Genomic DNA, 13,455 nt, shown 5'->3' on the forward strand with positions numbered 1-13,455 from the left:
CCGCTCATCCCTTGATCCCGGAGTTCGCCATGCCCTCGACCAGGAACCGCTGGAAGGCGAGGAAGAACAGCACGATCGGCAGCAGGGCGATCACCGACATCGCGAACATCGGGCCGAAGGCCGAGGTGCTCGACGCGTCCACGAACGACCGCAGGGCCAGCGTGAGCGTGAACTTCTCCGGTGAGAAGAGGTAGATCAGCTGGGTGAAGAAGTCGTTCCAGGTCCAGATGAAGGTGAAGATCGCCGTGGTGATCAGTGCGGGCCGGGTGAGCGGCAGGACGACGAGGAAGAAGCTGCGGAACGGCCCGCAGCCGTCGATCCGCGCCGCCTCCTCCAACTCGCGCGGCAGCCCCCGCATGAACTGCACGATGAGGAAGACGAAGAACGCCTCCGTGGCGAGGAACTTGGGCAGGATCAGCGGCCAGTAGGTGTTCACCATGCCGAGCTGGTTGAAGATGATGTACTGCGGGATCAGCACGGCGTGGTGCGGCAGCATGATCGTCGCGATCATGAAGGCGAAGAGCGGCCCGCGGAAGCGGAACCGCAGCCGCGCGAAGGCGTACGCGGCGAGGGAGCAGCTGAGTACGTTGCCGACGACCGCGCCGCCCGCGATGAGCAGCGAGTTGCCGAGCAGCCGCCACACGGAGACGTCGTTCACCCCGTCGAGGGCGGTCGAGTAGTTGGACCACTCCAGGCTGCCGGGCAGCAGGTCGAGGCTGGCGATCACCTCGTCGGCCGGCTTGAGCGACGTCGCGAGCAGCCAGGCCAGCGGGTACAGCATCACGAGGAGCGCGGCGAGGGCGCCGAGGTGCAGGACGACGCGGCGCCGGGCAACCGGCCTGCGCACGACGGCGGTTGCGGCACTCGTGCCAGTTGTGGCATCGGTGCCGGTCGAGGCATCGGTGTCGGTCGAGGTGGTCATCGGTCCCCCTCGGACGCGTAGAAGACCCAGTTGCGTGAGGTGCGGAACAGCACCGCGGTGACGGCGCCGATGACGAGGAGCAGCACCCAGGCCATCGCGGACGCGTAGCCCATGTGGGAGGCGACGAAGCCGCGGTCGTAGAGGTAGAGGGTGTAGAAGAGCGTCGAGTCGGCGGGTCCGCCCTTGCCGCCGCTCACCGCGAAGGCGGGGGTGAAGACCTGGAACGCCTGGATGGTCTGGAGCACCAGGTTGAAGAAGATCACCGGGGAGAGCATGGGCACGGTGATGGACAGGAACTGCCGCCACCTGCTCGCCCCGTCCACGGACGCCGCCTCGTACAACTCGGTGGGGATCTGCTGGAGTCCGGCGAGGAAGATGACCATCGGGGCGCCGAACTGCCACACCGTCAGCAGCGCGACGGCGAACAGTGCCCAGCCGGGCCGGTTGACCCAGCCGCCGGTGCCCAGCAGGTTGTCGACCGTGCCGCCGTCGTTGAAGAGGGCACGCCACACGAGGGCGATGGATATGGAGGCGCCGAGCAGCGAGGGCGCGTAGAACGCCGAGCGGTAGAACCCCCGGCCGCGCCGCATGGACTTGAGGGCGAGCGCGACGACGAGGGCGAGGCCCAGTTGCAGGGGCACGGCGATCACCACGTAGGTGAGGGTCGCGCCGACCGAGCGCCAGTAGCGGGGGTCCTCGGTGAACATCTGCGTGTAGTTGCGCAGGCCCACCCAGTGGGGCGGGTTGAACAAGTCGTAGTCCGTGAAGGACAGACAGAGCGAGACGGCCATCGGGAGGAGGGTCAGCACGGCGGCGCCGAGCACCCATGGGGAGAGGAACACCCAGGCGGCGCCCTCCCGTCGGCGTCCGCCCGGCCGCTTCGCGGGCATGCTCCTCGCGGCGGGGACGGTCACGGGAGTGTCGGTGGTGGTGGTCATGACCGCAGCTCCGCCTTCGCCTCGGTGACGTAGTCCTCGGCCGCCTCGCGGGGCGACATCCGCTCGTACGACACCTGGTCGTAGTCCCGCTGGAAGGTGGTCTGCAGCGCGCTGTCCCCCGAAGGCGGGGCCTGGGGCGGGGCGTTGAGCTTTCCTTCCAGGGATGCCTGGTAGTCGAAGACCGTCTTGTCGAAGTCCTTGAGTCCGGGGGCGATCTGCTCGCGGAGCGCCTCGTTGACCGGGATGCCGCGGGTGGCTCCGAGGATCTTCGCGGCGTCCGGGTCGTTGAGCATGAAGTCGACGAGCCGCACGGACTCCTTCGGGTGACTCGTGTCGGCGGCGACGCCCATGAACATCGAGGGCTTGAAGTACTGCCCCGGTGTGCCGTCCTCGCCTGACGGCATGGGCGCGAGGGTGACCCCGTCCGGCACGAGTGCGACGAACCCGCTGGAGGGAGCGTCCCAGTTGGTGTCGGAGATCGCCCTGCCGCGCCCCAGCGGGGTGTTCTCGACCGTCCCGTCGAGCTGGGTGGTCTGCTCGGCGGGCGAGACGGCGCCCTCCCGGCGGAGCCCGTCGGCGAAGGTCCACCAGCGGGTCAGGTCGTCGACGGTGAAGCCGAGGCGGCGGTCCTCGGTGTAGAGGGTCTTGCCCCGGCCGCGCAGCCAGACCTCGAAGGCGTCCTCGCTCTGCCCGGGGTCGGTGGCACCGGGTCTGCCGGTCCGCTTCGCCAGCTCCCGCATGGCGTCGGCCCATTCGCTCCAGGTCCAGCCCTGACGCGGCAGGTCGACCCCGGCCTTCTTCCACCGGGTGGCGTCGTACACCACGGTCTCCGTGCCGCGGGCCTGCGGGATCGCGTACTGCTTGCCGTCCACCTTCCCGGTGGCCAGCAGACCCGGGTCGAACTCACCGGTGTCCAGCGCGGCGCGCTGCTCGGCGAAGTCCAGCAGGACGCCCCCGGAGGCGTACTGGTCGATCATCCGGTAGTCGAGCTGCATGGCGTCGGGGGCGTCGCCGCCCGCGGCCTGGGTGGCGAGCTTCTGCTTGTAGGCGTCGTAACCGGAGAACGACGTCTGCACCTCGATGTCCGGATGCTTCTTCTCGAAGAGGTCGACGACTTCCTGGGTTCTGGCCGCTCTGTCCGGATTGCCCCACCACGTGTAGCGCAGGACCACCTTGCCACCGGCACCGCTCGCCCCGTCCGACCCCGAGCAGCCGGCGAGGACCGAGCAGGACACCAGCATCGCCGTGGCCGCCGCGATGCGGGGCTGCCAGGACTTCCTTGTCCTGTTTCCGGGCATGAGTGGGTCACCTCAATCGCTAGAAAGCGCTTCCACCCCCCTGGACCCGACTCTAAGGATGGTCCTGATGTCAGAACAAGCCCCGCGCATCGGTTCCCGTTCCGGTACCGGTTCCCGCCCTGCCACCGACCCCGACCCCGACTCCGACTCCGGCTCCGACTCCGGCTCCGGTTCACGTCGCCGCTGTGCCGTGGTGGGCCTGGGTGCCCGGGCCCGGATGTTCACGGAGGCACTGGCCGGGACATACGCGGACAGCGTCGACCTCGTCGGATTCTGCGACGTCAACGCGCACCGGATGGCGGTCCACAACGGCTGGCTCGCGGACGACCATCCCGGCCGCGAGCCCGTACCGGCGTACGCCGCCGAGGACTTCGACCTGATGCTGCGGCGCGAGCGGGTGGATCTCGTGGTCGTGTGCAGCGTCGACCGGACCCATGACGACTACATCGTGCGCGCACTGGAGGCGGGCCGCGATGTGGTCACCGAGAAGCCGATGACCACCGACGCCGACCGCGCCCGCCGCATCCTGGCGGCCCGGCAGCGCTCCGGCCGCGAGGTGCGGGTCGCGTTCAACTACCGCTACAACCCCGTGCATTCGGCCGTACGGGAGCTCGTCGCGGCCGGGGAGATCGGCGAGGTCGGCTCGGTGCACTTCGAGTGGCTGCTCGACCTGCGGCACGGCGCGGACTACTTCCGGCGCTGGCACCGCGACAAGGCGAACTCGGGCGGCCTGATGGTCCACAAGGCGACCCACCACTTCGACCTGGTGAACTGGTGGCTGGGCACCGAACCGGAGACCGTCTTCGCCCAGGGCGGCCTCTTCTTCTACGGCGACGAGGCCGGCGGGCGACGCGGGCTCGCCCGGCCCTACACCCGCGCCCACGGCTCCCCCGCCGCCCAGGGGGACCCCTTCGCCGTACACCTCACGGACTCGTCCGTGCTCAGCGCGCTGTACCTGGACGCCGAGGGCGAGGACGGCTACCACCGCGACCAGAACGTCTTCGGGCCCGGCGTGACCATCGAGGACGACATGGCGGTCCTCGTGCGGTACGCGTCCGGGGCGTCCCTGACCTACCACCTCACCGCCTACGCGCCCTGGGAGGGCTATCGCGTCGCGTTCAACGGGAGCAAGGGGCGGCTCGAACTGCTCGTCGAGGAGTCGACGTGGCTGCGCCCCGAGGTACGGACCGACGGCGCGAGCGCGGTCATGCACGGCGCCGACGTGGGCGACGGGGCGGGCCGCACCGAGATACTGCTGCGCCGGCACTGGGAACGGCCGCGCGAGGTGAAGGTGCCGACCGGCGAGGGCGGGCACGGCGGCGGGGACGCACGCATGCTCCAGGACCTGTTCGGCCCCCGCCGCTCGGCCCCGGACCCGCTGGGCCGCGCGGCGGACGCGACCGACGGAGCGAAGTCGCTGGTCACGGGGCTCGCGGCCAATGAGTCGTTCACTACGGGGGTGCCGGTTCGGGTGCGGGATCTGCTGGACGTCTGAGACCCCCGTGACACCCGTGACACCCGTGACAGCCACGGTCCGGTCCGGCGGACGGGGGGTGGCTCCGGCAGCGACAGCGGCGCGTCGTCGCCGCCGTGTGCATACGATCCGGGGGTGGCTCTATTTCTTGTGCGCCGGGACACCCCCCTGAGCGCCGATGAGGCGTGGCGGCGGCTCACCGTGTGGGAGCGGCATGCGGACGCGGTGCCGTTGACGCGGGTCCGGGTCGTGACGCTGCCGCCGCGCGGGGCGGGCACGGTGTTCGTGGCGCGGACCGGTGTGGGGCGGGTGGCGTTCGACGACCGCATGGAGGTCGTCGTCTGGCGGCCGCCCCGGGACCGCACGCCCGGGCTGTGCCGGCTCGTCAAGCGTGGCGGCCTCGTCCTCGGGTGGGCCGAGATCGAGGTACGGCGGACGGCGAACGGCGGCTCACAGGTGCTGTGGCGGGAGGAGCTGCGAGTGCGAGGGCTGCCGCGGGTCTTCGACCCCGTGCTGGGGCGGGCGGGCCGGTGGATGTTCGGACGGGCGATGGACCGGCTGCTGTCGCACCCCTGACGGCTGAGCCTCGAAGGAAGCCGCCACCCGTCACCCGTCACCCGTCACCCGTCACCCGTCACCCGTCACCGGAAGCCCTACCTCCGGAAGTCTTGCCTCCGGAAGTCTTGCCTCCGGAGGGCTCTCCGCCGGGGGTCTCTCCGCCCAGGAGTTTCACCGCCTCCCCCACCACCACCTCCAGCATCGCCTCCGGGTCCGGCGCCCGGGCGAGGAGCATGCCTCCCTCGCGCAGGGCCCCGAAGACGAGCTGACAGCGGGCCGTCAGGGCCGCGTCGGGTGTGCCGCCCTCCTCGCGCGCCGCGTGCTCCATGGCCTCGCGCAGGACGCGCAGGGCGTGCTCGTACTCGATCTCGCGGACCACCTCCCAGCCGAGGACGGAGGGACCGTCGAGGACTGGGCGCGCCGGCCGATTCGGGCATCTTCGAACTCACCCTGCCCGGCTGACCGTCAGGGGCCGGCACCGGCGGTTCGTCGACGCTCCGCCGGCCCGGCCGACTCCCCGACACGGGTACCGGCGACGCCCTCCGCCGAGGCTCCCGCGGTGTGCCGGGGCGAAAGTCTGTGGATCGGGTCCGCTCGGAGTTGCGAGACTGGGACTCATGAACGACACGGGGCGGTTCCGGCAGGCAGTCGTCGAGTGGGCGGCAGGCGGCGCGGGGGCATCGGAAGCAGGCGCGAGCGCACGGGAGCTGGCGGCCGGCGCCGGGCTACGTACGGTCGTGCTCGTCGAGGGCGGCAGCGACCAGGTCGCCGTCGAGGCGCTGGCCGCCCGGCACGGCCGGGACCTCGACGAGGAGGGGGTGTCGGTCGTGCCGCTCGGGGGCGCGACCAGCATCCGGAGGTTCGTGGATCTGTGCGGGCCCCAGGGGCTCGACGTACGGCTGGCGGGTCTGTGCGACGTCGCGGAGGAGAGGTTCTTCCGGCGCGCGCTCGAGCGGGCCGGGATCGGCTCCGACCTGACGGCCGACGGGCTGGAGTCGCTCGGGTTCTACATGTGCGACGCGGACCTGGAGGACGAGCTGATCCGTTCGCTGGGTGCCGACGTCATCCAGCAAGTGGTGGAGGAGCAGGGCGAGTTGCGTGCGTTCCGCACCTTCCAGAACCAGCCCGCGCAGCGGGGGTGGACCGTGGAGCAGCACCTGCACCGCTTCATGGGGACCCACGCCGGCCGCAAGGCCCAGTACGCGCGGGAACTCGTCACGAGCCTGGACCTCGACCGGACACCGCGCCCGCTGGAACGGCTCCTCGCCCACCTCTGACACCCCGCGCCACGTGCCCGACCGGGAGAGGTCAGGCCACCGATCCGATGCGGCGCACCGGCGGCGACGACCCGTCGTGGTGGATCGGCGTGTGCGCCCCGGTGAGCGACACCCCGCTCCCGCCCCGCCGGTTCGCGACGATCTCCGACGCGATGGACAGGGCGGTCTCCTCGGGCGTACGGGCGCCGAGGTCGAGGCCGATGGGTGACCGCAGCCTGGCCAACTCCAGGTCCGTCACGCCCACTTCACGCAGGCGTTCGTTGCGGTCGAGGTGCGTGCGGCGCGAACCCATCGCCCCGACGTACGCGACCGGCAGCCGCAGCGCCAGCGCGAGCAGCGGTACGTCGAACTTGGCGTCGTGGGTCAGGACGCACAGGACCGTACGGGCGTCGACCTCCGTGCGCTCCAGGTAGGTGTGCGGCCACTCGACGACGATCTCGTCCGCCTCCGGGAAGCGCGCGGCCGTGGCGAACACGGGACGCGCGTCGCAGACCGTCACGCGGTAGTCGAGGAACTTGCCGATGCGGACCAGGGCGGAGGCGAAGTCGATCGCCCCGAAGACGATCATCCGGGGCGGTGGGACCGAGGACTCGACCAGCACGGTGAGCGGTGCCCCGCAGCGGGAGCCCTGCTCCCCGATCTCCAGGGTGCCGGTGCGGCCCGCGTCCAGGAAGGCCCGCGCCTCCTCCGCCACCGTGCGGTCCAGTGCGGGGTGCGCGCCGAATCCGCCCTCGTACGGGCCGTCGGGGCGTACGAGGAGGGCGCGGCCCAGTAGTTCCGGCGGGCCGGAGACGACGCGGGCCAGTGCGGCGGCCTGCCCGGCGGCGGCTGCGGAGGCCGCCGACGCGAGCACCTCCCGGGCGGGTGAGGCGGCGTGCACCGGGGTCACCAGGATGTCGATGATCCCGCCGCATGTCAGGCCCACGGCGAAGGCGTCCTCGTCGCTGTACCCGAAGCGTTCGAGTACTGGGTGGCCGTCCTCCAGCGCCTGTTGGCACAGGGCGTAGACCGCGGCCTCCACGCAGCCGCCGGAGACCGAGCCGATCGCCTTGCCGGCGGTGTCCACGGCCAGGGCCGCGCCGGGGCGCCTCGGCGCGCTTCCGCCCACGGCGACGACGGTGGCCACGGCGAAGTCGCGGCCCTGCGCCACCCACCGCTGCAGTTCCTCGGCGATGTCCAGCATCTCTCGGTCTCCTTTTCCCTGCGGGTGAGTTGTGACCGGCCGCGCGGTTCCCCGCGCCCCCGTTGGTGCGGGCCGGTGGGGGCTCGCTGCGCAGTTCCCCGCGCCCCCTAAGGGCAGAAGCTGGGGCGCAGCCCCGTTTTTGAGGGGCGCGGGGAACTGCGCGCTCAGCCCTCACCGGCCCGCGGGTTGTTCATCGGCGCCCCCACCGACCCGCAGGTTGTTCATCGGCCCCCCAAGCGGAGGAGCGCCTAGTGGATGCCCATCCAGCTCTCGATCGGGCTCAGGGCGAAGAAGACCAGGAAGATCACCGTCAGGCCCCACATGAGCGCCCCGGTCTCCCGCGCCTTGCCCTGGGCGACCTTGATGGCGACGTAACTGATGACCCCGGCCGCGACACCCGCGGTGATGGAGTACGTGAACGGCATGATCACGACGGTCAGGAAGACCGGGATCGCGGTCGCGCGGTCGGCCCAGTCCACATGGCGGGCGTTCATCATCATCATGGCGCCGATGACGACCAGCGCCGCCGCCGCGACCTCGCCGGGGACGATCGCCGTCAGCGGGGTGAAGAAGAGGCAGGCCGCGAAGAACAGCCCGGTGACCACGGAGGAGAGCCCGGTGCGGGCACCCTCGCCGACCCCCGTCGCCGACTCGACGAACACCGTCTGGCCGGACGCACCCGCGACCCCGCCGATCGCGCCGCCCGCGCCGTCGATGAACAGCGCCTTGGACAGGCCCGGCATCCGGCCCTTGTCGTCGGCGAGACCGGCCTCGGTGCCGACCCCGATGATGGTGGCCATCGCGTCGAAGAACCCGGCGAGCACGAGCGTGAAGACGATCATGCCGACCGTCATCGCGCCGACCGAGCCCCAGCCCCCGAACTCGACGTCGCCGAAGATCGAGAAGTCGGGCATCGACACCGCGCTGCCGTGCAGTTCGGGTGCGCCGCTCGCCCACTGCTTCGGGTCGATGACGTCGAGGGCGTTGAGGACGACGGCGAGTACGGTGCCGCCGACGATGCCGATCAGGATCGCGCCGGGGATGCCGCGGGCCTGGAGCATGAAGATGGCGAGCAGGGTGACCGCGAAGAGCAGCACCGGCCAGCCGGCCAGTTCACCCGTCGCGCCGAGCGAGACCGGGGTCGCCTTGCCCTGGTGGACGAAGCCCGCCTTCACCAGGCCGATCAGGGCGATGAACAGCCCGATGCCCATCGTGATCGCGTGCTTCAGCGCCAACGGGATCGCGTTCATGATCATCTCACGCAGTCCGGTGACCACCAGAAGCATGATCACCACGCCGTACATCACGCACATGCCCATGGCCTGCGGCCAGGTCATCTGGGGCGCGACCTGCGAGGAGAGCACGCCCGAGACGGACAGTCCCGCCGCGAGGGCGAGCGGCACCTTGCCGAAGAAGCCCATCAGGAGCGTGGTGAAGGCCGCGGCGAACGCGGTCGCGGTGATCAGCGCCTGCTGGCCGAGCGTGTTCCCCGCCGCGTCCTTGCCGGACAGGATGAGGGGGTTGAGGAGGAGGATGTACGCCATCGCCATGAAGGTGGTGACGCCGCCGCGCACCTCACGCGCGACCGAGCTTCCTCTCAGGGATATGTGGAAGTAGCGGTCGAGCCAGGACCGGCCGGCCGGGACGCGGGTTCCTTCACCCGCGTCGTCGGCGGTGGTCCTGGGCTCCAGTGACTGCTGGGTCATGGTGCCTTCTCCCAAGGTTCATAGGGGCACCCGCGGCTCGCTCTCTGCTCGCGCGGGTTTTGGGAAGGTGCACGACCCGGGGGACGGCCCGGACGCTGTGCTGCTTGAACGGGTACCGGTCGCCGTCGGATGAGCGGCAACCGGTACCGGGGTGACCGTCGGTGCGGCGGCTACGCCGTACCGGTCAGATGCTCCGGCCGGACGGGCGTCCTGTTGAGTTCCAGGCCCGTCGCGTTGCGGATCGCCGCAAGGACGGCCGGAGTCGACGACAGGGTCGGGGCCTCGCCGATGCCGCGGAGCCCGTACGGCGCGTGGTCGTCGGCGAGTTCGAGCACGTCGACGGGGATGGTCGGCGTGTCGAGGATCGTGGGGATGAGGTAGTCGGTGAAGGACGGGTTCCTGACCTTCGCCGTCACGGGGTCGACGATGATCTCCTCCATCACCGCGATGCCCAGGCCCTGGGTGGTGCCGCCCTGGATCTGGCCGATGACGGACAGCGGGTTGAGCGCCTTGCCGACGTCCTGCGCGCAGGCCAGTTCGATGACCTTCACCAGGCCGAGTTCGGTGTCCACCTCGACGACCGCGCGGTGTGCGGCGAACGAGTACTGGACGTGTCCGTGGCCCTGCCCGGTGCGCAGGTCGAAGGCCTCGGTCGGCCGGTGCCGCCACTCCTCCTCGACCTCGACGGACGCGTCCTCCAGTACGTCCACGAGGTCCGCCAGCACCTCGCCGCCGTCGGTGACGACCTTGCCGCCCTCCAGGAGGAGTTCGGCGGTGGCCCAAGCCGGGTGGTACGTACCGAACTTGCGGCGGCCGATGTCCAGGACCTTCTCGCGGACCAGTTCGCAGGCGTTCTTCACGGCGCCGCCGGTGACGTACGTCTGACGGGACGCCGAGGTCGAACCGGCGGACCCCACCTGGGTGTCGGCAGGCTGGATGGTCACCTGGGCGACGCCCAGTTCCGTGCGGGCGATCTGCGCGTGGACGGTGACACCGCCCTGGCCGACCTCCGCCATCGCGGTGTGGACGGTCGCGACGGGTTCGCCGCCGACGACCTCCATCCGGACCTTGGCGGTGGAGTAGTCGTCGAAGCCTTCGGAGAAGCCGACGTTCTTGATGCCGACCGCGTAGCCGACACCGCGTACGACGCTCTCGCCGTGGGTGGTGTTGGAGAGGCCGCCGGGCAGCTGGCGGACGTCCGCCGCCTCGCCGGCCGCGAGCCACTGCTGCTCCGGCGGCATCGGCATCGCCTTGACGCGGCGCAGGAGTTCGGCGACCGGCGCGGGCGAGTCGACCGGCTGGCCTGTGGGCATCAGCGTGCCCTGCGACATCGCGTTGAGCTGCCTGAACTCCACCCGGTCCATGCCCACCTCGTCGGCGAGCTTGTCCATCTGCGCCTCGTAGGCGAAGCACGCCTGGACCGCGCCGAAACCTCGCATGGCGCCGCAGGGCGGGTTGTTGGAGTAGAGCGCGACGGCCTCGATGTCGACGTCTTCGAGGACGTACGGGCCGACCGCCAGGGATGCCGCGTTGCCGACGACCGCCGGGGAGGCGGAGGCGTACGCGCCGCCGTCCAGGACGATCCGGCACTTCATGTGGGTCAGCCTGCCGTCCTTCGTCGCCCCGTGCTCGTAGTGGAGCTTCGCGGGGTGGCGGTGGACGTGACCGAAGAAGGACTCGAATCGGTTGTAGACGATCTTGACGGGCTTGCCCGTGCGGAGCGCGAGCAGGCAGGCGTGGATCTGCATCGACAGGTCCTCGCGGCCGCCGAACGCGCCGCCGACGCCGGAGAGCGTCATCCGGATCTTGTCCTCGGGCAGCCCGAGGACCGGGGCGATCTGGCGCAGGTCGGAGTGCAGCCACTGGGTGGCGACGTAGAGGTCCACGCCGCCGTCCTCGGCGGGCACGGCGAGGCCCGACTCGGGGCCGAGGAACGCCTGGTCCTGCATGCCGAAGGTGTACTCGCCCTCGACTACGAAGTCGGCGCGCTCGCGGGCCGCCCCGACGTCACCGCGGACGATCGGCTGGCGGTGGACGATGTTCGGGTGCGAGACGTGCCCGATGTGGTGGTCGTCGCGGTTCTCGTGGATCAGCGGGGCGTCCGGCGCGGTGGCCGAGGCCTCGTCCGTGACGACGGGCAGCTCCTTGTACTCCACCTTGATCTTGGCGGCGGCGCGGCGGGCCGTCTCGGGGTGGTCGGCGGCCACGATCGCGACGGGCTCGCCGTGGTGGCGTACGCGGCCGTGGGCCAGTACCGGGGTGTCCTGGATCTCCAGGCCGTAGTTCTTCACGGCGGTCGGCAGGTCGTGGTACGTCATGACGGCGTACACGCCGGGCGTCGCGAGGGCCTCGCCGGTGTCGATGGAGAGGATCTCGGCGTGCGCGACCGTGGAGCGCAGGATCTGGCCCCACAGCATGTCCTCGTGCCACATGTCGGACGAGTAGGCGAACTCTCCGGTGACCTTGAGGGTGCCGTCCGGGCGGAGCGTGGACTCGCCGATGCCGCCCTTGGTCCGCGAACCCTGGGTGACCTCGGTGGGAGTGCCGAGGGGCGCGGCGTTGCGCGTGGTGCGGGGAGGGATGCCGGTAGTCATCGTCAGACCGCCTCTCCCTGACGGGCGGCCGCCAGGCGGACCGCGTCCATGATCTTCTCGTAGCCGGTGCAGCGGCAGAGGTTGCCCGAGAGCGCCTCGCGGATGTCCGCGTCGGTCGGGGTCGGGTTGCGCTCCAGCATCTCGTCGGCCGCGACCAGCAGACCGGGGGTGCAGAAGCCGCACTGGACGGCTCCGGCGTCGATGAACGCCTGCTGGATCGGGGCGAGTTCGGCGCCCTCACCGGTCTGCGAGTCGGCGGCGGGCCTGGCCTCCCACCGCTTGGCGGAGTCCAGCGGCGTACCGCAGGCTCCCGGGGCCGCCGAGGCACAACCCCCTTGCTCCGCGCGCTGTTTGGCGAAGTCCGCGAGGCCCTCGACCGTGACGACGTCGCGGCCCTCGACCTGTCCGGCGGCGACCAGACACGAACACACCGGAACGTTGTCGAGGCGGACCGTGCAGGAGCCGCACTCGCCCTGCTCACAGGCGTTCTTGGAGCCGGGAAGGCCCATGCGCTCGCGCAGCACGTACAGCAGGGACTCGCCCTCCCACACGTCGTCGGCTTCCTGCGGACGGCCGTTGACCGTGAAACTGACACGCATTACGCGACTCCCTCCGTGGCGGCGGCGGTGCCGCGGTACGACTCCCAGGTCCAGGTCAGCGTGCGGCGGGCCATGATGCCGACCGCGTGGCGGCGGTAGCTCGCCGTGCCCCGGACGTCGTCGATGGGGTTGCAGGCGCCGGAGCACAGCTCGGCGAACTGCTTGGCCACCGACGGGGTGATGATCTTTCCGTTGTCCCAGAAGCCGCCCTCGTCGAGCGCCGCGTTCAGGAACTCCTCTGCCGCCTTGGCCCGTACGGGCGTGGGCGCGGCCGAGCCGATGCCGGTGCGGACCGTGCGGGTCTCGGGGTGCAGGGCGAGGCCGAAGGCGCAGACCGCGATCACCATGGCGTTGCGGGTGCCGACCTTCGAGTACTGCTGCGGGCCGTCCGCCTTCTTGACGTGGACGGCCCGGATGAGCTCGTCGGGAGCGAGCGCGTTGCGCTTCACCCCGGTGTAGAAGGCGTCGATCGGGATCAGCCGGGTGCCGCGTACGGACTCGGCCTCGACCTCGGCGCCCGCCGCGAGGAGGGCGGGGTGGGCGTCACCGGCCGGGGAGGCGGTGCCGAGGTTGCCGCCGACCCCGCCGCGGTTGCGGATCTGCGGGGAGGCCACGGTGTGGGAGGCCAGGGCCAGGCCGGGCAGCTCGCCGCGCAGGTTGTCCATGATCGCCGTGTACGGGACCGAGGCGCCCAGGCGGACCGACTCCTCGCCGACCTCCCAGTCACCCAGCTCGCCGATTCGGTTCAGGTCCAGCAGGTACTCGGGCCGGCGGTGGTCGAAGTTGATCTCGACCATCACGTCGGTGCCACCCGCAATCGGCACAGCTGTGGGATGCGCTGCCTTGGCGGCGAGCGCCTCCTCCCAGCTGGCGGGGCGAAGGAAGTCCATGACCGGCTCTCTTCTT

Annotated in this window: 11 protein-coding genes and 1 pseudogene; 3 read left to right on the plus strand and 9 right to left on the minus strand. The window is 71.1% G+C overall.

What is annotated here, in order from left to right:
• Positions 1 to 4: 4 nt before the first annotated feature.
• Genes OHS59_RS10600 through OHS59_RS10610 form a run of 3 tightly spaced genes read right to left on the minus strand, consistent with a single transcriptional unit; the run spans position 5 to position 3,158 of the window.
• Entirely contained in the window at positions 5 to 922 is a 918-nt protein-coding gene (locus tag OHS59_RS10600; RefSeq protein ID WP_328493139.1) for a carbohydrate ABC transporter permease, read from the minus strand.
• A complete protein-coding gene (locus OHS59_RS10605) occupies positions 919 to 1,860 on the minus strand; it encodes a carbohydrate ABC transporter permease (protein ID WP_443061418.1) in 942 nt (313 codons plus the stop codon). Before OHS59_RS10605 ends, OHS59_RS10600 begins: the two co-directional genes overlap by 4 nt.
• Positions 1,857 to 3,158: an ABC transporter substrate-binding protein gene (locus OHS59_RS10610; protein WP_328493140.1), complete on the minus strand. Its 1,302-nt coding sequence runs from the start codon at positions 3,156 to 3,158 to the stop codon at positions 1,857 to 1,859. The genes OHS59_RS10605 and OHS59_RS10610 overlap by 4 nt, the downstream gene beginning before the upstream one ends.
• A gap of 67 nt (positions 3,159 to 3,225) precedes the next feature.
• Between OHS59_RS10610 and OHS59_RS10615 the strand changes: the two genes are divergently transcribed.
• On the plus strand, positions 3,226 to 4,653 hold the full coding sequence (locus OHS59_RS10615) for a Gfo/Idh/MocA family protein (RefSeq protein ID WP_443061419.1): 1,428 nt from the start codon (positions 3,226 to 3,228) through the stop codon (positions 4,651 to 4,653).
• Between the two features lie 114 nt (positions 4,654 to 4,767).
• The gene (locus OHS59_RS10620; RefSeq protein WP_328493141.1) at positions 4,768 to 5,208 is read left to right on the plus strand and encodes an SRPBCC family protein; all 441 of its coding nucleotides are present in this window, start codon (positions 4,768 to 4,770) and stop codon (positions 5,206 to 5,208) included.
• A 58-nt stretch (positions 5,209 to 5,266) separates the two neighbouring features.
• On the opposite strand, the pseudogene OHS59_RS10625 reads toward OHS59_RS10620, so the two are convergent.
• A pseudogene (locus OHS59_RS10625) lies at positions 5,267 to 5,587 on the minus strand (hypothetical protein); the annotation flags it as partial.
• A 220-nt stretch (positions 5,588 to 5,807) separates the two neighbouring features.
• Here OHS59_RS10625 and OHS59_RS10630 point away from each other — a divergent pair.
• Positions 5,808 to 6,467, plus strand: coding sequence for an ATP-dependent endonuclease (locus OHS59_RS10630; RefSeq protein ID WP_328493142.1), 660 nt, complete (start codon positions 5,808 to 5,810; stop codon positions 6,465 to 6,467).
• 31 nt (positions 6,468 to 6,498) lie between these two features.
• Here the strand turns inward: OHS59_RS10630 and OHS59_RS10635 are convergent, their stop codons facing one another.
• The 5 genes from OHS59_RS10635 to OHS59_RS10655 all read right to left on the minus strand — a co-directional run bounded on the left by OHS59_RS10635 (position 6,499) and on the right by OHS59_RS10655 (position 13,439).
• Positions 6,499 to 7,650 (minus strand): XdhC/CoxI family protein, encoded by a 1,152-nt coding sequence (locus OHS59_RS10635; RefSeq protein WP_328493143.1) that lies wholly within the window; start codon positions 7,648 to 7,650, stop codon positions 6,499 to 6,501.
• Between the two features lie 248 nt (positions 7,651 to 7,898).
• Positions 7,899 to 9,356: an NCS2 family permease gene (locus OHS59_RS10640; protein ID WP_328493144.1), complete on the minus strand. Its 1,458-nt coding sequence runs from the start codon at positions 9,354 to 9,356 to the stop codon at positions 7,899 to 7,901.
• Positions 9,357 to 9,526: 170 nt separating this feature from the next.
• On the minus strand, positions 9,527 to 11,950 hold the full coding sequence (locus OHS59_RS10645; protein ID WP_328493145.1) for a xanthine dehydrogenase family protein molybdopterin-binding subunit: 2,424 nt from the start codon (positions 11,948 to 11,950) through the stop codon (positions 9,527 to 9,529).
• Positions 11,951 to 11,952: 2 nt separating this feature from the next.
• Positions 11,953 to 12,549 carry a (2Fe-2S)-binding protein gene (locus OHS59_RS10650; protein WP_328493146.1) on the minus strand — a complete coding sequence of 199 codons (597 nt, stop codon included), beginning with the start codon at positions 12,547 to 12,549 and terminating at the stop codon, positions 11,953 to 11,955.
• Positions 12,549 to 13,439, minus strand: a complete 891-nt coding sequence (locus OHS59_RS10655) for an FAD binding domain-containing protein (RefSeq protein WP_328493147.1) — start codon at positions 13,437 to 13,439, stop codon at positions 12,549 to 12,551. Before OHS59_RS10655 ends, OHS59_RS10650 begins: the two co-directional genes overlap by 1 nt.
• Positions 13,440 to 13,455 lie beyond the last annotated feature (16 nt).

The sequence above is a fragment of the Streptomyces sp. NBC_00414 genome (genome assembly GCF_036038375.1).
Taxonomy (GTDB): domain Bacteria; phylum Actinomycetota; class Actinomycetes; order Streptomycetales; family Streptomycetaceae; genus Streptomyces.